Source organism: Cytobacillus sp. IB215316 (assembly GCF_033963865.1).
In the GTDB taxonomy this organism is placed as follows: Bacteria; Bacillota; Bacilli; order Bacillales; family SM2101; genus Nanhaiella; species Nanhaiella sioensis.
Window position 1 is genome coordinate 101600 of sequence record NZ_JAXBMC010000001.1, and the last position, 21527, is coordinate 123126.

The 21527-nt window shown below is 34.7% G+C and carries 16 protein-coding genes and 1 other annotated feature; of the genes, 10 read left to right on the top strand and 6 right to left on the bottom strand.

Annotated features, from left to right (window positions below; all coding sequences use genetic code 11):
- The first annotated feature begins 136 nt into the window (after positions 1 to 136).
- From SLH48_RS00485 to motS, 4 genes are all read left to right on the top strand, one after another.
- Complete coding sequence (locus SLH48_RS00485; RefSeq protein ID WP_214481658.1) at positions 137 to 1213, top strand: bifunctional 3-deoxy-7-phosphoheptulonate synthase/chorismate mutase; 1077 nt, start codon at positions 137 to 139, stop codon at positions 1211 to 1213.
- A gap of 550 nt (positions 1214 to 1763) precedes the next feature.
- Positions 1764 to 2762, top strand: coding sequence for a catabolite control protein A (gene ccpA, locus SLH48_RS00490; protein WP_214481657.1), 999 nt, complete (start codon positions 1764 to 1766; stop codon positions 2760 to 2762).
- Between the two features lie 61 nt (positions 2763 to 2823).
- Entirely contained in the window at positions 2824 to 3642 is an 819-nt protein-coding gene (gene motP / locus SLH48_RS00495) for a flagellar motor protein MotP (RefSeq protein ID WP_214481656.1), read from the top strand.
- Complete coding sequence (gene motS / locus SLH48_RS00500) at positions 3632 to 4369, top strand: flagellar motor protein MotS (protein ID WP_214481655.1); 738 nt, start codon at positions 3632 to 3634, stop codon at positions 4367 to 4369. The genes motP and motS overlap by 11 nt, the downstream gene beginning before the upstream one ends.
- 129 nt (positions 4370 to 4498) lie before the next feature.
- Here motS and SLH48_RS00505 read toward each other — a convergent pair whose 3' ends face one another.
- Genes SLH48_RS00505 through SLH48_RS00515 form a run of 3 tightly spaced genes read right to left on the bottom strand, consistent with a single transcriptional unit; the run spans position 4499 to position 6992 of the window.
- Positions 4499 to 5674, bottom strand: coding sequence for an acetoin utilization protein AcuC (locus tag SLH48_RS00505; protein ID WP_320256651.1), 1176 nt, complete (start codon positions 5672 to 5674; stop codon positions 4499 to 4501).
- The gene (locus tag SLH48_RS00510; RefSeq protein WP_214481653.1) at positions 5671 to 6318 is read right to left on the bottom strand and encodes an acetoin utilization AcuB family protein; all 648 of its coding nucleotides are present in this window, start codon (positions 6316 to 6318) and stop codon (positions 5671 to 5673) included. Before SLH48_RS00510 ends, SLH48_RS00505 begins: the two co-directional genes overlap by 4 nt.
- Positions 6319 to 6359: 41 nt before the next feature.
- Positions 6360 to 6992, bottom strand: a complete 633-nt coding sequence (locus SLH48_RS00515; protein ID WP_214481652.1) for a GNAT family N-acetyltransferase — start codon at positions 6990 to 6992, stop codon at positions 6360 to 6362.
- Positions 6993 to 7207: 215 nt separating this feature from the next.
- Between SLH48_RS00515 and acsA the strand changes: the two genes are divergently transcribed.
- On the top strand, positions 7208 to 8926 hold the full coding sequence (acsA, locus tag SLH48_RS00520; RefSeq protein WP_214481651.1) for an acetate--CoA ligase: 1719 nt from the start codon (positions 7208 to 7210) through the stop codon (positions 8924 to 8926).
- 190 nt (positions 8927 to 9116) lie between these two features.
- Here acsA and SLH48_RS00525 read toward each other — a convergent pair whose 3' ends face one another.
- On the bottom strand, positions 9117 to 12197 hold the full coding sequence (locus tag SLH48_RS00525; RefSeq protein ID WP_320256652.1) for a transglycosylase domain-containing protein: 3081 nt from the start codon (positions 12195 to 12197) through the stop codon (positions 9117 to 9119).
- Positions 12198 to 12809: 612 nt separating this feature from the next.
- Positions 12810 to 13062: a binding site (T-box leader), on the top strand.
- A 211-nt stretch (positions 13063 to 13273) separates the two neighbouring features.
- On the opposite strand from SLH48_RS00525, the gene tyrS reads away from it, so the two are divergent.
- The 3 genes from tyrS to SLH48_RS00540 all read left to right on the top strand — a co-directional run bounded on the left by tyrS (position 13274) and on the right by SLH48_RS00540 (position 16069).
- On the top strand, positions 13274 to 14536 hold the full coding sequence (gene tyrS, locus SLH48_RS00530) for a tyrosine--tRNA ligase (RefSeq protein ID WP_320256653.1): 1263 nt from the start codon (positions 13274 to 13276) through the stop codon (positions 14534 to 14536).
- Between the two features lie 549 nt (positions 14537 to 15085).
- Positions 15086 to 15361: a hypothetical protein gene (locus SLH48_RS00535; RefSeq protein ID WP_320256654.1), complete on the top strand. Its 276-nt coding sequence runs from the start codon at positions 15086 to 15088 to the stop codon at positions 15359 to 15361.
- A gap of 84 nt (positions 15362 to 15445) precedes the next feature.
- Positions 15446 to 16069 carry a histidine phosphatase family protein gene (locus tag SLH48_RS00540; RefSeq protein WP_320256655.1) on the top strand — a complete coding sequence of 208 codons (624 nt, stop codon included), beginning with the start codon at positions 15446 to 15448 and terminating at the stop codon, positions 16067 to 16069.
- A gap of 112 nt (positions 16070 to 16181) precedes the next feature.
- Here the strand turns inward: SLH48_RS00540 and rpsD are convergent, their stop codons facing one another.
- A complete protein-coding gene (gene rpsD / locus SLH48_RS00545) occupies positions 16182 to 16784 on the bottom strand; it encodes a 30S ribosomal protein S4 (RefSeq protein ID WP_320256656.1) in 603 nt (200 codons plus the stop codon).
- Between the two features lie 405 nt (positions 16785 to 17189).
- Here rpsD and SLH48_RS00550 point away from each other — a divergent pair, with 405 nt between their 5' ends.
- On the top strand, positions 17190 to 19058 hold the full coding sequence (locus SLH48_RS00550; RefSeq protein ID WP_320256657.1) for a sensor domain-containing diguanylate cyclase: 1869 nt from the start codon (positions 17190 to 17192) through the stop codon (positions 19056 to 19058).
- Positions 19059 to 19361: 303 nt separating this feature from the next.
- Entirely contained in the window at positions 19362 to 20549 is a 1188-nt protein-coding gene (megL, locus tag SLH48_RS00555; RefSeq protein WP_214481645.1) for a methionine gamma-lyase, read from the top strand.
- Between the two features lie 223 nt (positions 20550 to 20772).
- On the opposite strand, the gene SLH48_RS00560 is transcribed toward megL, so the two are convergent.
- A complete protein-coding gene (locus tag SLH48_RS00560) occupies positions 20773 to 21264 on the bottom strand; it encodes a GAF domain-containing protein (protein WP_214481644.1) in 492 nt (163 codons plus the stop codon).
- Positions 21265 to 21527 lie beyond the last annotated feature (263 nt).

A 21527-nucleotide genomic window follows, 5' to 3' on the forward strand; every position in this document is an offset into this window, starting at 1 on the left:
AATAAAGTAATCTGAGCATAATATATTTGCTATATCATTATTAGATGAGGAATCAAACTTATAATTTGTCATTCAAAAAGGGGAACCAAAGTTCTTGATTTGAATACACTTTATCATAGTCGAAAGGATGAAAGAGATGAGTAATAAACAATTAGACGAGCTAAGGTTAAAAGTAGAAGAGATTAACATGCAATTATTGAAGTTAATAAATGAACGTGCATCACTTGTACAAGAAATAGGAAAAGTGAAAGAAGCACAAGGTGTTAATCGTTTTGATCCTGTTAGAGAACGAAAAATGTTGGATTTAATTAATGAACAAAATGATGGGCCATTTGAGACTTCAACATTGCAACATATTTTTAAAGAAATATTTAAGGCAGGGCTGGAACTACAAAAAGATGATCACCGTAAAGCATTATTAGTTTCTAGAAAGAAAAAACCAGAAGACACAATTATTGATATAAAAGGTGAACAAATTGGTGATGGAAATCATCACTTTGTAATGGGGCCGTGTGCGGTTGAAAGCTATGAACAAGTTGCATCAGTAGCAAACGAAATTAAGAAGCATGGATTAAAGCTTCTACGTGGAGGAGCGTTTAAGCCACGAACATCACCATATGACTTCCAAGGTTTAGGTGTAGAAGGATTGAAAATACTTAAACAAGTTGCAGATGAATATGATTTAGCAGTTATTAGTGAAATTGTTAATCCAGCTGATGTTGAAAAAGCAGTGGATTACATTGATGTTATACAAATTGGCGCAAGAAATATGCAGAACTTTGATTTACTCAAAGCTGCAGGGGCAGTGAATAAACCAGTATTACTGAAGCGTGGTTTAGCAGCTACTATAGATGAGTTTATCAACGCTGCAGAATATATTATTTCTCAAGGCAATGGACAAATTATTCTTTGTGAACGTGGTATTCGTACTTATGAAAGAGCCACAAGAAACACATTAGATATATCAGCGGTACCAATCTTAAAGAAAGAGACACACCTTCCAGTATTTGTTGATGTTACACACTCTACTGGTCGTAGAGACTTGTTATTACCTGCCGCTAAAGCAGCGTTAGCAATTGGGGCAGATGGTGTAATGGCAGAGGTTCATCCAGATCCAGCTGTAGCACTTTCTGATTCAGCACAACAAATGGATTTCAATCAATTTAACGATTTTATCAATGAAATTAAATCAGCTAGCACTGTTAAAGCTTAATTAATAGCTCTTTTTGCTTTATACTGTTACTGTTTTAATAAAAATTTATAAAAGCGTGATGTGACACCAGTTACAACGGTTTTTAGTGTACAGATGTTACGAAATATAGCTATATTTGTGTTAAATATGTATTACTCCTGTTATGGCAGGAGTTTTTTTTTGTGAAAATAATTTGTATATTGATTGCGGTCTATTTCATAGTATCGTATGATATGTTACATATAACTTAAGAAATGTCACCTACATAATATTTATAATTAAATCTCTGTTCAAAAACTTTGCAGCTATATTTATATATTAACAATGAACATGAAGATGTGTTTTTGTCCGAAACTGTTAAAGTGATAGTAGAAAAGATGCACGAATGTTAGTTTTTTACACCTTAGTATGAATAGTAAGGATTGATGTGAAAATAGCCCTTATTAAGGCCGTTTGTGAAACTCTATACAATACTAAAACAATTCTTGCTTATTAATATAAGTAGTGGTTCTGTTAAATATAAAATTTAAGCAAATAATAGCATAAAGAAAATAATTAGGAGCTGATAATGATGAATGTTACTATATATGATGTTGCACGTGAGGCTAATGTATCAATGGCAACTGTTTCAAGGGTTGTAAATGGGAACCCAAATGTAAAACCAGCGACGAGGAAAAAAGTATTAGAGACAATTGAACAACTTGGATATCGACCAAATGCAGTGGCACGTGGTTTAGCGAGTAAAAAAACTACAACTGTCGGTGTGATCATTCCTGATATATCAAGTATCTTCTACGCTGAGCTAGCGAGAGGGATAGAAGATATAGCAACAATGTATAAATATAACATTATTTTAAGCAACTCCGATCAAAATAAAGAAAAAGAGCTTCATTTAATTAATACAATGCTTGGAAAACAAGTCGATGGAATCGTTTATATGAGTGGGAATATTACAAAAGATCATGTTGAACAATTTAAAAAATCACAAGTACCAGTAGTTTTAGCAGCATCTATTGAAGAAGAAAATATTATCCCTTCTGTCAACATTGATTATGAACAAGCTGCATTTGATGCGACAACTAGCTTTATTAATAATGGCCATAAAAAAATTGCATACGTCAGTGGCCCACTTGATAATCAAATTAGTAGTATAAAGAAGCTAGAAGGATATAAAAAAGCACTTTCAGAAGCTGGACTACAATATGTAGATGAATATGTTCTTGAAGGTGATTATACTTATGATTCAGGGATTGAGGCTTACAAAAAGATAGAGGAGATGCCAAATAAACCAACGGCTGTTTTTGCTGGGAATGATGAAATGGCTTTAGGTGTCATTCATGGGGCGCAAGATCATGGCACAGTGATTCCTAAAGATATGGAAGTGATTGGCTTTGATAATACAAGGTTATCTTTTATGGTGCGACCACAATTAACGACAGTTGTTCAACCTATGTATGATATCGGTGCAGTAGCAATGCGGTTGTTAACAAAATATATGAATAAAGAGAAGGTAGAGGATAGTGTCGTAGTACTTCCTCATAGAATTGAGTTTCGTCATTCAACAAATTAAAAATCCTGTCGATATATAGAATAGAGAGGTTGGATTCTATATATGCACAGGGAGAGAAATTATGAAAAAAAAATTCGATTTACTAACACCTAGTGGATTAGTTCTTGCAGTAGCTATGTTTTTATTCGGTATAATATCAAATAGTGGATCGACAGGATTATCCTCATTTATCCATTTCCCATCAATGTATATTGTTTTGGGCGGTTTAACTGCTGGGTTGTTAACAAGTTTTCCCTTAAAAGACATTAAACTTTTATTTAAGGTGTTAAAAGAAGCATTTAGTCAAAATGAACAGGAGCTACAAGGATTAATTAATACATTTGTCAATTTATCTGATAGAGCGAGAAGGGAAGGTTTACTTGCATTAGAAGCTGAAATTGAAAATGTTAACGATCCGTTTATTAAGAAAGGTGTCCTATTAGCTGTAGATGGTATCGAACCTGATGTTATTAATGATATTATGGATGCTGAAATTTCTGCAATGGAAGAAAGACATCGGAAGGGAAGAAGTATTCTTGAAAGGGCTGGAGAACTAGCACCTGCCTGGGGAATGATTGGTACCTTAACAGGATTAGTATTAATGCTCAAAAATTTGAATGATCCAACGACTTTAGGTCCCAATATGGCAATTGCTTTAATAACTACATTGTATGGCTCATTACTCGCTAATATAGTTTTCATTCCATTAGCATCAAAACTTGCTTTGAAAACAGAAAAAGAAGTATTTTTGAAGCAAATTATCATTGAAGGGGTGATTGGGGTTCAATCTGGTCAAAACCCTAAAATTTTGGAAGAAAAGCTCAGTGCCTTTTTATCTTATAAGGAGCGAGTGGGCATCGAAGATGAGGAGGTAGAGGAGGCAGCTCAAAATGAGAGATAGGAAAAGAGTGCATACTGCAAGAAAAAAAGGTGCACCTGCTTGGATGGTTACTTTTTCTGACCTTATAACTTTAATTCTTGTTTTTTTCATATTAATGTTTTCAATGTCGCAAATTGATATTGTTAAGTTTAAAGCTGTTGCTAATTCATTTAAAACGAACCATATTTTAGACTTTGATCCATCTCCTATCCCCTTCGATCCATTATCAGCAGAAGATATACATTTGAAAGAGGGTAGTGGGGAGACCACTATATCAGATCCATTAAATGAATTAGTTGTAGAAATACAACTATTCCTCGAAGAGAATGGTCTTGAAGATGTCATTGTAGCTAATCGTTATGAGCGTGGAGTTGTTTTAGTTTTACAAGAAAAGGTTTTATTTAACACTGCGGAAGCAATTATTCAGCCATCCGCTTATCCATTTTTAGATAAGGTTGGAAATTTATTAGGTGACATGTCAAATCTAGTTAAAGTGGAAGGGCATACAGATAATCGTCCAATCGAAACTTTTAGATACCCATCAAATTGGGAATTATCTACAGCTCGGGCTAGCAGTGTTATTCGTTATTTAATAGAAGAGCATCAGCTAGATGATATCCGCTTTGAAGCTGTCGGATTTAGTGATACTAGACCCGTTGCTCCTAACTCTAATCCAGAAAATTGGGAGAAAAATCGAAGAGTTGAAATAGTCATTTCTGATCCAGAATACATTGAACAAACTAATTAATTTTTAACTTTCGAACATGCCTTAACGCTTGTAGTAGAAAAAGCTTCTTTTAAGCATATTAAATGAAATGTTATTAGGACATAAAATTATAAAATGGCTTATAAATCAATTTGATTTATAAGCCATTTTTTATATAGAATTCGGTTGTTGTTTATTTTCTCTAATGATTTGAAGCGCTTTCATGACTGTGTGCAAGTTTTTCTCAGAAATTTCATTTTTACGCGGTATTGGAGAGTAAAGGTCTGCTGGATCATCCCATTTTAACGGTAGTTGTACTGGAGAAGCGTCTTGCCATGCTTTGATCCATTCCTCAGGTATATCAGAAATATTATGTGATTTTTCAATCATCTCAATCCAAATTAAGGACCACGCCCTAGGAACAACACGCCATATATCATAACCCCCTCCACCTACTGCGATCCATCTACCACTACAATACTTATGAGCAATTTCATGAGCTAGCTTTGGAATTTCTCGATATATTTTCATCGTCGAAGAAAGGTGTGTAAGTGGGTCATAATAATGAGAGTCAGCTCCATTTTGAGTTATAATGACGTCTGGTTTAAAATAGTCTGCAATTTCTAAAAAAGATTGTTTATAAGCATGCAACCAAGAGTCATCTTCTGTGAAAGCATCAACTGGGATATTAAATGAATACCCATAACCTTTCCCATGTCCTCTTTCATTTACATGTCCTGTACCAGGGAATAAATATCGTCCAGTTTCATGTATAGATAATGTACATACTTCAGGGTCATCATAAAATGTCCATTGTACTCCATCCCCATGATGAGCATCTGTATCGACATACATTACTCGTACCCCATATTTTTCTTGCATATATTTAATGGCTACAGAGCTATCATTATAAATGCAAAAGCCAGATGCCTTTCCTCTAAATCCATGGTGTAATCCTCCTCCAAGGCTTAGTGCATGTGTAGCCTTTCCTGTTAACACATGGTCTACAGCCGTTAACGTACCGCCTACTAACAGAGCACTTGCTGTATGCATATCTTTAAAAATGGGGGTATCTTCGGTGCCAATTCCATATGCTTGAGCTTTTTCCGCTGAAAGTTGACCTTTGCCAGCTAATTTTACTGCTTGTATATAGTTTGGGTCATGAATAAGCGTCAGTTCCTCATCTGTTGCAATTCTAGGAGGGATAATTTGATTATCATCGAGTAAATGAAGCTTTCTAAGGAGGTCATAAGTTAATTTCACCCTCAATTGATTAAAAGGATGGTCATCACTAAATTTGTATAATTGAAATTGGTCCGAATAAATAAAGACTGAGTTTCCGCTCATAAAGAAATACCTGGTTGAGTTGGCCATAAGACTGTATAACCTTCATTTTTCAATTCATTTACGATTTTCAGTGGGTTCATCGTTTGGACACGAAAAACGAGTATTTTATAGCTCTCATCTACATCTGGATATACTAGGACACTATTGATGTTGATATTTCGGTCTTTAAAAATTGAGGCAATATCGCTTAGCATGCCGGTTTTGTTACTAGCTTTAATTTCAATGTGTGAACTAGGTTGGTGAGCACCAGTAAGTTGTACAAGGGTATGAAGGACGTCTGTTTCTGTAACTATACCTACCAATTTATTATTATTTGTTAACGGCATACAACCGATCCGATGCTCATAAAATACAGCGGCCACTTCCTCAACAAAATCTAACGGGTGACCAGTAATAACGTCAGTTTTCATAATGTTCTTTATTGGCTGTTTAAGTATGTGTTTATTATCATTGTTAAGTTCCAAAATAGAAGGGCTTGCATCACGTAAGTCACGATCTGAGATAACCCCAATTATGTGATGGCTTTTGTCTACAATAGGGATATGTCTAATATCTTTTTTGTGCAACGTGATGATAGCAGTTTCAATCGTATCATTTGGGAAGAGTGTTGTTACATCTGTTTTCATTATTTGTTCAACTATCATTGTATTTCCCCCTTCAAGCTGTATTTCAATTTAAAGGCTATCTAATACATAAATCTATTCATAAATCTTAATCGATCGAATTTTTGTATGGATTCATTATCAACTCTTGTTCCTATTCTAGCCATTAAACAGTTTGCTGGATGAGAACTTATTTCTGGATCATCGGTGGCATACCATTCTAGACCGCCAGCATTCATCATTTTCTCCATTACCTTCCTATACTCCCAAACATTAAGCCCTGTACCTTTTAAATCCCAGTGCCAGTAGTATTCGGTCGTAATAATAATGTAGTCATTCATTACATCATCCATCATTGATACATTAATAAGGTTTTTGCCGACTGATGAACCTCGGAATTTAGGAATCACTTCTATTGCCCCGAGTTCAATTAAATTTTCCATGTTGCCTTCAGACCAGCGTTCTAGAGGATCAGGGTATAAGAAAGTAACATATCCAACTATGGTATGTTGGTGTCTTGCGATAATAATTCTACCTTCAGGCAAATCTGCTATCCCTATTAATGCCTTATGTTGTTGATCTGGTTGGCGAAATGCTATAAGATCGTGATGAAAATCGTAGCTTGATAGTTTAGCAGATGAAATGGGTCCTTCTAAAATTAAGTTTCCCTGTGGTGTTTTTAATTCTTTTGCATTATAAGTTTTTTTATGTTCCATTAGGTCACCACCTTATTACATGTTTTATTCTATTATACATAATATTAGTAATATATAATTACTCTCAGTGCATTTTTTTCATCTTCATTTTTGTGGCAATTCGTTAACAATGTATTGTAGAACTACAAATGTTATTTTAATATTTTTAAAATTGAGAACAGTATGTATTTATAATATAATATTCTTTGAAGAGATTTACAAAGGGGGAATTGTAAATGAAGGTGGAATCGTTAGCTGTTACGAAAGGGGATTACAATTTAACAGACTACGAAGAAATTTATAGTCAGTTTAATTGGTCCGATGTGGAAAATAACTTTTCTTGGTCAAAAACAGGTAGAGTGAATATGGCATATGAGGCGATTGATCGTCATGCATATACCTTTAGGAAAAATAAAATTGCATTATATTATCAAGATTCTGTTCGAAAAGAGAAATATACATTTAAGGAAATGAGTGAATTCTCTAACCGAGCAGGGAATGTACTTAAGCAAGCAGCTGATGTTGAAAAAGGTGATCGTGTTTTTGTGTTTATGCCTCGTTCTCCCGAATTATATTTTATTATTCTAGGGGCAATAAAACTAGGAGCAATTGTTGGTCCGTTATTTGAAGCTTTTATGGAAGGGGCAGTACGTGATAGGTTAGAAGATAGTGAGGCAAAAGTGTTAGTAACGACTCCTGAGTTATTAGATAGAGTTCCAGTTAATGAGCTTCCAGCATTAAAGCATATCGTTTTAGTTGGTGATGGCTTAGAAGATGATGAAAGGTTTATTAATTATTATAAAGAAATGGAAAGTGCTAGTGACCGTTTAAGTATTGAATGGGTCGATAGATCAGATGGACTTATTATTCATTATACTTCAGGCTCAACAGGTAAACCAAAAGGAGTATTGCACGTCCATAATGCTATGATTCAGCACTATCAAACAGCAAAGTGGGTATTGGACTTAAAAGAAGATGATGTTTATTGGTGTACTGCTGACCCTGGATGGGTTACAGGGACTGCGTATGGTATTTTTGCTCCATGGCTTGTGGGTGCTGCAAATGTAGTTATTGGAGGAAGATTTAGCCCAGCTACATGGTATGAAGCGATTGAACAGTTCGGTGTTACTATTTGGTATAGTGCTCCAACTGCATTTAGAATGTTAATGGGTGCTGGAGATGATTTAGTAAAGCAAAATGATTTGAGTACCCTTAGACATATTTTAAGTGTAGGTGAACCATTAAATCCTGAAGTCATACGTTGGGGTGTTAAAGTATTCAATAATCGTATTCATGATACATGGTGGATGACTGAAACAGGTGCCCAATTAATATGTAATTATCCATGTATGGAAATAAGGCCCGGTTCAATGGGGAAACCTATTCCAGGAATTAAGGCTGCGATTGTTGATGATCAAGGAAATGAATTACCACCAAACCGGATGGGGAATTTGGCTATACAAAAAGGATGGCCATCGATGATGTATACGATTTGGAATAATCAACAAAAATATGAGTCATACTTTATGCCAGGTGATTGGTATGTATCAGGGGACTCAGCTTATATGGATGAAGAGGGGTATTTTTGGTTCCAAGGTAGGATAGATGATGTGATTATGACTTCCGGTGAAAGAGTTGGGCCTTTTGAAGTTGAAAGTAAGCTTGTTGAACATCCAGCAATAGCAGAAGCTGGGGTGATAGGAAAACCTGACCCAGTACGTGGAGAAATTATTAAAGCATTCGTTGCACTTAGACATGGCTACGATGTTACTGATGAATTAAAGGAAGAAATCAGGCTTTTCGTGAAAAAAGGTCTGTCAGCTCATGCAGCTCCACGTGAAATTGAGTTTTGTGAAAAGTTACCTAAAACAAGAAGTGGAAAAATTATGCGTAGAGTGTTAAAAGCCTGGGAATTAGATTTACCTACGGGTGATTTATCAACTATGGAAGATTAGCTGCAGGTATAAACGATGTTTTTCGTATTAAGAACGAAACAAATATTTAATAGGTAGCATCTTATACGTCTAACTATTAATAGTTCTTATATATGAAAATATGATATTTTTAATAAAGGGTTAAAAAAAGAAGGTTGCTCAGTATTAACTTTTGAGCAACCTTCTTTTTAATAGGCCCTAAACTTTACTATTAAGGATTTGATGGGTCTGTAGGTGTACTTGGATCTTCTGGTTCAGTTATATCACCGGGTTGATCGTTTCCTGGATCATTCTCACCGTCACTAGGTTGATCGTTGTCCTCATCACCAGGGTCCTCACCGTCACCAGGTTGATCGTTATCCTCATCACCAGGGTTCTCACCGTCACCAGGTTGATCATTATCGTTATCACCTGTATCAGGATCGTCGCCCTCACCAGGTTGATCATTATCATCGTTACCAGGATCATCCTCACCGTCACCAGGTTGGTCATTGTCCCCGTTGTTAGGGTCTTCATTATCATCAGGTTCTTCCTGCCAATCACCATTAATGACTTTATTAGACTCAGCAGATTCTCTTCCAAATATATCGACCGCAGTCACATAATAAGCACTATCAGTATTACCTACTGTAAACCCTAAATCTTCGCCAACAGGTACGATACCTATTTCAGAAACATTCTCCCCATAATTGGATATTTCGTACACTCGATACCCAATAACAGTTTGTTGATAATGAGCAGGCCATGAGATGGAGTTTCCATTTAGTTTAACACCGCCCATTGTATCAGGTACCTCTCCTGTATCTTCTAATTCCTCTAATTCTGGAAAAATAATATTGCTCCATTTTTCACTATTTGGAATGAGTTGCTTAGCTACTTTTATATCGGTAATGCCAATTTCTTCAAGGAATGCTTCAGTAAACATAAATCCTTCATTAGTAAATTCTTCAGGGGTCGTTTCTAAAGCTCGATATATTTTTTCACCAATTTCAACATAATTAGCTTTTTCTAAGCTATTGTCCTCTTTTGTAGGTACATATTTTGCGTTAAAAAGATCTGTTTCAATAAGCCCAGCCTCTTCACATGCTTTTGAAGGCAATAGACCTGATGCAGCACAATAAGAACGACTAATGATTCCACCAGGCATTTTAAACCTTTCTTCAGGAGCAACTAGTTCAGGTTTAATAGCATAAGCGGCATTCATTAAATCTGCCCACAAGTATATGTTTCTTTGGCCATATGTTGGCCCTGACGTCGTTTTTACTGACTTTGGTGTGTCATACCCATTCCAAACTCCAAAGGTTACATTTGGATTTGTTGCAACAAACCATGCATCTTTAAAATCTTGTGCTGTACCAGTTTTACCTGCCCAATCTGACTTAAAATCAAGTCTGCCCGGGAGTGATGCAGCTGTTCCACTGCTAATGACATCTCTCATCATGTCAATCATTAAGTAAGATGTTTGTGGGCTAAATACTTCGACAGGCTCACTTTCATGCTCATAAATTATCTCACCGTCATTTGTTTCAATTCGTTCAATCATATAAGCATCGACAAATTGACCATCATTTCCAAAGGTAGCATATGCATTAACATTCTCTTCAACAGTGACACCATATGTTAATCCACCGATTGCCATTGACAAATTATAATGATCACCTTCAGTTAAGTTTGTATAACCCATTTTTTCTAAATAAGACACAGGATTTTGGTCAATGATAGACATATATGATCTAACAGCTGGTATATTATACGATTTCTGCAAAGCATATCGAACAGAAGTCAGACCGTGTGTTCTACCATCATAGTTCCCTGGCGAATAAGTCTTTCCACCAGCTGGAACTTTTAATTCGACATCAGCTAATACTGAACCAGGCTGAACTTTTCCTAACTCCATTGCAGGACCGTAAGCTAATAAAGGCTTCATTGTGGAACCGTTTGAACGTGGTGCATTGGTAGCATGGTTCAGCTGTTCTCGATCATGGTCTCGTCCACCAACAAAGCTGATGATTTTACCAGTTGTATTTTCAATTAGTACAGCTCCAGCTTCAATAGGCTCCATTACTTGAACCATTTCCCCAGTTTCAGGATCTTCTTTTTCTTCTGGCTTGTCAGGTGCGAAATATTCAAAGTTTTGAACTACAGTTTGCATTTCATCATAGATTTCTTTATCAATTGTCGTATGGATTTTATAGCCATTTTGTCGTAAGTTTTTACTCGCACGATTTATATAATCGTTGTATAGATCGTCGTTTTCCGCTAAATCGGTCATTTCGTACCCGTCGTTTTCAGCTAATATTTCGGCTAATATTTCCTCTGCACGATCCTCAATCTCAAAAGTAAGCCAAGGGTAATTATCTATTGGAGATGGCTTAGGTGGTGCAAAATCTGCTGTTATATCGTAATTTAATGCAGATTCATATTCATCCTTCGTAATAAACTCAGCTTGCAGCATACGGCTAAGTACAGTGTGCATTCTATTCATAGATGATTCTAAATTCTCTTTTATCTCACCTTTATTTGTAAATGGTGTATAGCTAAAGCTTTGAAATAAACCAGCAATAAATGCGCTTTGAGGTATGTTTAAATCTTTCGCATCAACATCAAAAATACCTTGAGCAGCTGTTTGGATACCAGCAATGTTCCTACCTGAAGAATTTCTTCCGAGAGTAGAAACATTTAAGTAAGCTTCAAGAATTTCATTTTTGTCAAAAGATTGTTCAAGTCGCAGAGCAAGTAACATTTCCTTTGCCTTACGTTCGAATGATACTTCGTTTGAAAGTATTTGGTTTTTTATTAACTGTTGGGTAAGCGTACTACCACCAGTTCTTACAGATGAATTTGTAACTTCTTGGAAAAGGGCACGCATGATTGCTTTTGGTACAATTCCACTATGATCCCAAAAAAACTCATCTTCTGTTGCAACGACTGCATTTATTAGGTGCTGAGAAACATCATCTATACTAACTTCTTCACGATCAAGATCGGAACGAAGCTTACCTAAATAAACATTATCATCAAAATATAATTCAGTCGTTTCTTCATAATTATAAATGTCTTTTTTCATACTATCATAAGAGCGGATTGGTTCATCCTTTACTAACGACGCGAAGTAGCCAGCTCCAACACCACCAGCAAAAAAGAATCCGATTAATCCAATAATAATAAAGAGTAAGGTGATGTTCCAAAACACACCGTAGGTAATTCTTGCACCTTTAACAGCATCTTTGCTACTGAACATCTTTTGTACTTTTTGTAATCGATCTTGCCAATTAGATCTATTATCACTCATATTCAATATTTCCCCCCTGGGTACAATCAACTAAAAATCTCTATCTAATTTATAATTTTTAATCATTGAAGTTTTATTAAAAAGCTGCTTTCGCATGGGCTGTTGCTTTTCGTACTAAGAGTTAAATACATATTCATTTAGTTTTCGTGTCATTTTTTCTACTTTAAAATTTTTAGTAACAATAGCAGCAAAGTTTACGAAAAGAGCCTATTAAAAAGCTCTCTCCCAAAAGTTTGTAGTTATTGTCTAGCAACAAATTAATTTCATTCAGTTATTATTTTGCTGTAGAAAAAGTTGCATTGTATGCTAGTTTTCTATGTATTTATTCCTTTGCCACAATAAACAACTATCATTTGGAAAACCACTTTATAAAAAGACAAAATCATTACAATTATAGCATAAGTCATTTTCCTTGTTCTAAAATATTTTTGTTTCCATATTTTAAATGTAAATTGTATGATATGGCTTAAGGCCAATGAATAAAATATCATTTTTCGTATGGAAGATTTGAACTTACAAATCGTTAAATTTGTAAAGCTTAATTCAAAATGATTAAATGTGTTCTTGACATTTATGATGCTAATATGATAAAAATATTCTTAACTCAAATACATGAATGCAATGATAGGAATTAGTAGTGAAATATCTCCCTGTAAACATGGTTGTTAGGTCAATTTAACAACTTCACTTAGAGAGCTGGTGTTTGGTGAGAACCAGTACAAAGATATGCATGAATTACCTCCTAGAGCATCTTTTGCGAACGGTTTGTTGACTAAGTAGCAAAGGACGGTTTTACCGTTATCTTTTTAAGCCGGAGGATATATTCCTCAAGTAGGGTGGTACCGCGAATACACTCGTCCCTTCATTTTTAGGGGCGAGTTTTTTATTTGTCTAGCTTAAGGCTTCGTCGGCTTTAGATCATTAGCCGATCTACAAAAATGTTAACAAGTAACCTTCTTGTTAGGTTGCCTTATGCGAGTCTTGGGAGTTGACCCGATTACAACATTATCCACAGGACGTTGGCAATAATGAGGCCCCTTGCGTTGTTCTAATTTAACGAAAAGGAGATGATCTGTATGAATCTAATTGAGGATTTGCAGTTCAGAGGATTAATTAATCAAATTACTGATGAAGATGGGTTGGAAAAGCTTTTAAATGAGGAGACAGTAAAATTATACAGTGGATTTGATCCGACAGCAGATAGCTTACACATTGGTCATTTATTACCAATATTGGTTTTAAAGAGGTTTCAATTAGCTGGCCATCAACCAATTGCACTTGTCGGTGGAGGAACAGGGTTAATTGGTGACCCAAGTGGTAGAAGTAGTGAGAGGTCATTAAATACAGAAGATGTAGTCATTGAATGGTCGAATCGTATAAAGCAACAGCTGTCTCGTTTTCTAGATTTTGATAATGGTGAAAATAAAGCCCTGTTAGCAAATAATTTTGATTGGATTGGCAAGCTAGATGTTGTTACATTTTTGCGAGATGTAGGTAAAAATTTTGGGATCAATTATATGCTTGCAAAAGATTCCGTTCAATCAAGAATTGAGTCGGGGATTTCATTTACAGAATTCAGCTATATGATATTACAATCATTAGACTTTTTACATTTATATAAAGAACAAAATTGTAAAGTACAAATTGGTGGTAGTGACCAATGGGGGAATATTACTGCAGGCTTAGAATTAATTAGAAAATCTTCTGAAGAAGAGGAAAAAGCATTTGGATTAACGATACCACTCGTCACGAAAGCAGACGGTACAAAATTCGGCAAAACTGCTGGTGGAGCCGTATGGTTAGATAAGGAAAAAACATCTCCATACGAGTTTTATCAGTTCTTTATTAATTCTGATGACAGAGATGTAATCAATTTTCTTAAGTATTTTACATTCTTATCTAAGGATGAAATTGAGCAATTAGAGCAAGAATTACGTGACGCACCTGAACAAAGAACGGCTCATAAAGCGCTTGCGCAAGAAGTGACCAAGTTAGTTCATGGAGAAGAGGCATTAAATCAGGCAATTAAAATATCTAATTCACTATTCAATGGAGAGATTTCGGCACTGACAGCTGAAGAAATTAAACAAGGATTTAAAGATGTCCCTTCATACAATTTTGAAGGTGAAGATGAAATAGGTTTAGTTGATTTGCTAGTTACTAGCAAGGTTTCCCCATCAAAGCGTCAAGCAAGAGAAGATATAAAAAATGGAGCTATATATATTAATGGTGAACGAACACAAGAAATTGATCGTGTCATAACTAACACGGATAGAATCGAAGGCCAATTCACTGTTATTCGCCGAGGTAAGAAAAAATACTTCCTAATCAAGTATTAATAGCAAAGCGCAACTGACATGGTGCTCATTTTATAAATCACAACAATGATAAAATATATTAATTAACAAAATAAAAACCCTAGAAAATTATTTCTAGGGTTTTTGCACTTATTAACGAGAGTAGAAATCAATACAATTAAAAAGCCTATTAACACTAATATTTTTGAGAAAACCTAGTTAGAGGTTTAAAGCCTGCTCAAATGCTTGAACAGATTCTTATTCTATGTCCTTGAAAGAATGACTATAAATGACCAAAATCATTTGTGGAGTGTTACCTAAACGGGCAGGTATACATTCACAGGAATTCTCTGACTAATTAAAATTGTTGCATGAGAATGTCTTAAACATGTGGTGTTATCTTTTTTTGCCATTTTTTTTATAATTCGTTTAATAAAGTATTTGTTGGTGTGGTAAATGAGTAGATTTCTTGATTGATGGAAGATAAAGACAGCATCATTCTTCCGAGAGATAATTTTTAAATTGTGATTCGGAGTTAGAACTTCTTTATTATCACGAGTTGGGTGTATCCATACTTTTCAAAAGGCTGATTTGAATTATGGTGGAGTTATATTAGGAGAGGAAATTGATTGTGACCATGCTGGCGAAGAAAATGGAAGCTATGATCTAAGTAAAGCAAATATTATTGTTATCTCTCAAATCTTGCTCAACATGCAAAGTGGAGACAGTATACTAGGTATGCAGACGACATTAAAAAGGTTCTTTATGGACCTTATGATGGAAAATCCATTTATAGAGAGGTTAGAAGTTTTTGATAGTGAATTAAGGCTAATTAATGAGCTCAATATGTATCGTATATTGATGTAATTATTAAACATTAATAAACATCAAAAAACAAAAAAATAAGTATCAGCTGGGTGTTAAATTACCACTGTAAGGTAGGGGATAAGAATGGAGATATTAATAATAAGACATGGTGAATCAGAAGCAGATATTCTTAATGTACATGAAGGAAGAGCTAATTTCTCATTAACACAAAAAGGAACAATTCAAGCGAAATCTTTAGCTTCACATTTAGTTGAAAATTTTGGGGAATTTGATGCAATTTGGACAAGCACATTAAAAAGGGCTTCTGAAACAGCAAAGATTTTGGGAGCAAAATTAAATTGTAATATTACTTATAGTGACGACCTTAGAGAGAGGAACAATGGTATTTTAGCTGGGCAGCCTATTACAAAAGAAAACATGAATTCTCACTATGACTTAAAACCATTTGAGAGTATTCTAGAAGGAGAAACAGATATAGAGTTTAGAGCAAGAGCAGAAACTATCCTATTAAAAATATTAGATGAACATAATGATTCTAACAGAATTATTATATTGTCACATGGTGGTATGATTGAAAAATTGATACATGTTTTATTAAAATTACCTCCTGTTCCTAATTGTTTTATTCATACTCAAGATACAGGAGTACATTTAATTGAGTATAACTCATCTAATATTGTAATAAAATATTTTAATAATACAGATCATTTGAGTCAATTAGCTTCCCAAAAAATCTCCTCCAAATAACTTGAGGAGAATACATTATTCTACAAAGTAAAAAACAAACAAAAAACCCTAGAAACTTTGATAAGCCAAGGTTTCTAGGGTTTTTACCATCGCTAGATATAAAGCGATTTAATTAACGAGAGTAGAACTCAACGATTAATGATTCGTTAATTTCAGCTGGTAATTCAGAACGTTCAGGTAAACGAGTGAATGTACCTTCTAGGTTATCAGCATTGAAGTTTACGTACTCAGGTACGAAGTTTGTAGCTTCAATAGCTTCTTTAATAATGTCAAGATTACGAGATTTCTCACGTACAGAAATCGTTTGACCAGGTTTAACTTTATATGAAGGAATGTCTACTCGACCTCCATCAACGATAATATGACCATGGTTAACTAATTGACGTGCTTGACGACGAGTACGAGCTAATCCTAAGCGATATACTAAGTTATCAAGACGAGATTCTAAAAGAACCATAAAGTTTTCACCATGTTTACCAGCCATTTTACCAGCTGCATCAAACAAGTTACGGAATTGACGTTCGTTTACACCGTACATGTGACGAAGCTTCTGTTTTTCTTGTAACTGTAAACCATATTCAGAAAGTTTTTTACGTTGACCTGGGCCATGTTGACCTGGTGCATAAGGGCGTTTCTCTAATTCTTTTCCCGTTCCACTTAGTGAAATTCCAAGACGACGAGATAATTTCCATGCTGGACCTGTATAACGAGCCATGATGACTCCTCCTTCAATGTTTTTATTTTGTATAAAATAAAAACAGACGTAATGTATTTCATTCAGCCCATTTTGTTTTTCATGTATCCTCGCTCTAGCAGCAGAGAGTTACACGATACACCTCCAATAGAGAGGAACAAACTGAGAACCCAATGTACATCACATAAGCTGCGATATTTTACACAACGAACATTATATGTTTTTTCTTCATGAAAGTCAAGAAGGTTATAATAAGAAAGTACATATACAGAAAATTTTCAGGATAAAAGTAGTGTTATGGGACAAATTGACTATAAAATTTGAAAAAAATTAGGAAAAATTAATTGTTTTAAGATATAATATTGATAAGACAGAATTATTTAAACTTTCCATATATGAACCAAACCTTAATAAACGGGTGATAAAATGGAATTAGTGGAAGAGCAAATATATACACGTATTAAAGCAGAGTTATTCGATCTGTTATTAATTGATGACAATCATAGTAATTATTATCATATACCATCGGAGTTAACCTACCTTATTAAAACTAATTTACAAGCGTTAGAAGTTAGTTTGTTTTTATATAACCACGAAATCGATCATTTTTTTCTAGAAGCTTCAACTATGACAAGTGTTGTTGAAGAGCTAGATCAGTTCTTCATTTCATCTGCAAAAATTTTACCGCATCTTCTCAATAAGACTATTATAAGACAGCCGCTAGTTGTACTTGATCAATTAGGAGATTCTTCTGTAACGATCCCTTTTAAAACTTTAATAGAAGAAAATGGTTTTTTATTAATAAAACAGAGTAACGTCAATGAGTATAGCAATCAATTTTTACAGAAGATAGGAAGAGAGTGCGAAAAATTTGTTAACCAAGTGAGGAAGTTCACAAATATTATTAATGAGGAAAAACGCTATGAGCAACTGAATCAAATAACAGCAAAGTTTCATTCCTCCATGTCTATCGACAGCGTTTTAGAGGAAATAATTGAGACACTTGAAGATATTTTTCCATCATTTACACATCATTTACTTCTTTCACATGACAACAACAATCAGAATCACATGCAAATTAGAGATTTGAATTATGATGATAACCATATTCATGAGCTCGCAATGAAAGCATATGTCAATGGTGATGTGTTTTTTGAACAGAAGGAAAAACAATCGATCTTGTATGCTCCTCTTAGGGGTAAGCAAGGTGTGTACGGAGTGTTACAAATTACAGCACATAATAGTATCGCTTTTCCTAAACGGGAAGTAGATTTTATTATATTGCTAGCAAATACTGCAGGTAGCGCGATAGAGAATGCACAATTATATCAACAGTCGAAACGATTGATTGTTGATTTACAGCTAATAAATGCAACTTCACATACGTTAAATTCTAACCTTCGTTTAAGAGAAATAATGGCATTTATGACAGACCAAATGATAAATTCGTTCAATGCACAAGAAGTGGTTTTTGTGTTAATTGACGATAACAACGAGCTTACGGTATTACCAGGAAGTACAAGCTTTTTTGAAACTAAGGATAGTGAGGAATATATCCACTTTATCCATAAAAAAATAAAAGAAGAAATGGATTCGCTCTTTATAGGAGAGCTTCAAACTGATCATATAGTGAATGCTATTTACCGATCTTTAATGTCAGTACCAATGGTACATAGTGATAAATTAAAAGGGTTTGCACTTGTTTTACATAAACAACCACATCATTTTACCTTTGAATATTTTAAATTAATGCAATCGTTAATTCATCATTCTACGTTGGCATTTTCTAATTCTATGTTAAGAGAAGAATTGGAAAAGCTAGTTATTACTGACCATTTAACGAAGCTTTATTCAAGGAAATATCTAGATGAAAAGATTTTGTATTCATTAAGTGAAGATCCCCAAGGAACGCTATTACTTATTGATATCGACAATTTCAAAGAGGTCAATGACACATATGGTCATCAAGTAGGAGATGATATTCTTATTCAAGTGGCCGACATTATTAAAATGCATATACGAGAGAAAGACATAGGTGCGAGGTGGGGTGGAGAAGAATTTGCTATTTACCTCCCAAGGGTAGATTGTAAAATTGGTAAGGAAGTTGCTAAACGTCTAATAAAAAAGATTGAAAATGGTACAAATCCAAAAATTACGATTTCATGTGGGCTGTCTTATTGGGGAAATGACTATAAAAACAGTTTAAACGATTTGATCTTTCACGCAGATAAAGCGCTGTATAAAGCGAAAGGTTCAGGAAAAAATCAACTTGTCACTTATAATGTTGAGAACTGAAGAAAGTGTCTATACAGGTGCTCCGATGGATAATCATGTTTTTTCCGAGCTGCTCTTTTCGTAAACTTTGTTGATGAACATTTATTGGATTTCGTTGTTATTAAGATGTAAAGATACACGAACTCTAATTGGATAAGAGGTAATCTTTTAGAACGAAAACAATAATTTATGCAATACAGCAAGGAGAAAAATTGGAGCTCCTTTTTTTATTACCAAAAGAAAACGCTTTCATTTTTGTCCGCTTTTTCATATGATATAGGAGGTTGTATTAATAACCTATACAATTAAGGGGGGCATACGGAGATGAAAGATCATAAGTATCGAAATATTGAGACCTTAGTTATACACGGTGGGTATGAATCAAGTGAACATTTAGGCAGTCTAACGCCTCCATTGTTTCAGTCTTCCACATTTACTTTTGAAACTGCACAACAAGGAGAGAGAAGATTTGCTGGGGAAGAAGACGGCTATATATACTCCAGATTAAGCAATCCAACAGTGAAAATTTTAGAAGAACGTATTGCTACTTTAGAACATGGAGAGGCAGGATTAGCATTTGGCTCAGGAATGGCAGCAGTATCTGCTGTTTTGTTAGCAATGACCAAATCAGGAGATCATATCGTTTGTTCACAAGGACTATATGGTTGTACGTTTGGTTTATTACAGCTTATTGACGAAAAATATGGAATTACACATGATTTCTGTTCTATGGAAACAGAGGATAAATTAAAAAAAGAAATTAGACCGAATACTGCTTGCATATACATTGAAACACCCATTAATCCCACTATGAAGCTGATTGATATAGAAATGGTTGTTAAGGTTGCGAAGGAATATGACATACCAGTAATCGTTGACAATACGTTTAGTTCACCATATTTACAACAACCCCTTAAATTAGGTTGTGATGTGGTTGTTCATAGTGCAACAAAATATATTGGTGGACATGGTGATGTCATTGCTGGCTTAATAGTTGGAAAAAAAGACTTCATAGACACAGTTGCAAAAACAACACAAAAAGATATTGGGGGTGTAATTTCTCCTTTTGATGCTTGGTTATTATTACGTGGATTAAAAACATTACCTGTCAGAATGGATCGTCACTGTTCAAATGCGGAGCAAATTGCTCAACAATTACAAGAACATCCAAAAGTCGAACAAGTTTTTTATCCAGGAGATAGTTCTAGCAATCAGTTCAACATAATGCAGAAGCAAATGAAAAAACCAGGAGGCTTAATTTCGTTTACGATAAAAGGAGATAAGGTAGAAGCACAATCTTTATTAAATAAACTTAAGTTAATTAAGATCGCTGTTAGTCTAGGCGATGCAGAAACTCTAATTCAACATCCCGCAACTATGACACACTCAGTTATTCCAGAATCTGCTCGGTTAAAAATGGGCATTCATGACAATTTATTAAGATTATCTTTAGGACTGGAAGCTTGTGAAGATATATGGTCAGATTTAAGTCAGGCTTTGGATCAAATATAAGAACTTTTTTCGTAAACTTTGTTGCTAAGCAGTTTTCGTTTTAAAAGAGCAAAGATACCACAACCTCTAGTGTTATGTGTGTATAGCTTAGTGTAAAAAAACAATCAATGCGAAAACAAACAATATGAAAAGAGCAGTTTTTATCAGTAAAATGGGCGTCGAAAGTGAAGGGCAGGACGCCCATTTTACTATTGATATGAATCATTTAGTCCTAGATGGCTTGCTACATAGCGAAGGCTTCTTCTAATTTGCGAGTAAATTTTTCTAGGAATTTTTCATCCTGTTCATTAAAGCGATTTTTAATTGGACTATCAATATCTAGCACTCCAATCACTTTGTTGTTTTTTACTAATGGTATAACTATTTCTGATTGTGTTACTGCATCACAGGCAATGTGCCCTGGGAATTGATGTACATCAGCAACTCTAATAGTTTTGTTTTGTTTTGCAGCTGTCCCACATACTCCTTTACCGAAAGGAATTCTGACACATGCAGGTAAGCCCTGAAACGGCCCTAAAACTAGTTCGTCATGTGGATGATCTGTTAAATAAAAACCTACCCAGTTAATATTATCCAAAAACTGATTTAGCAACGCTGCTGCATTAGCTAAATTGGCTATATCGTTCTTTTCGCCCTCTATAAGAGCATGAAGCTGCTTAATTACGAGCTCATAATTCTCTTCTTTATTTTCCTTATACTTCTTCACTTCAAACATATAAATCCCCCTATCTAAAATAAGTAACTAAAAATTATCGTGATTATTTAAGGCTCATTCGTAAACTTTGTTGGTTTATACAAAATTGCTAAAATATAGAGTATAGATGGCCCGAAACAATCGTTGTATTCGTGTGTTTTTATTAATACGAGAAAACATACGAAAACAGCTTTATATAAATCGACATGTACCGTGTTGGTGGACACGATTCACCATTTATTTTGCTCCTTCATGCTCTAGGACTTACCAACATTTTCGCAAAG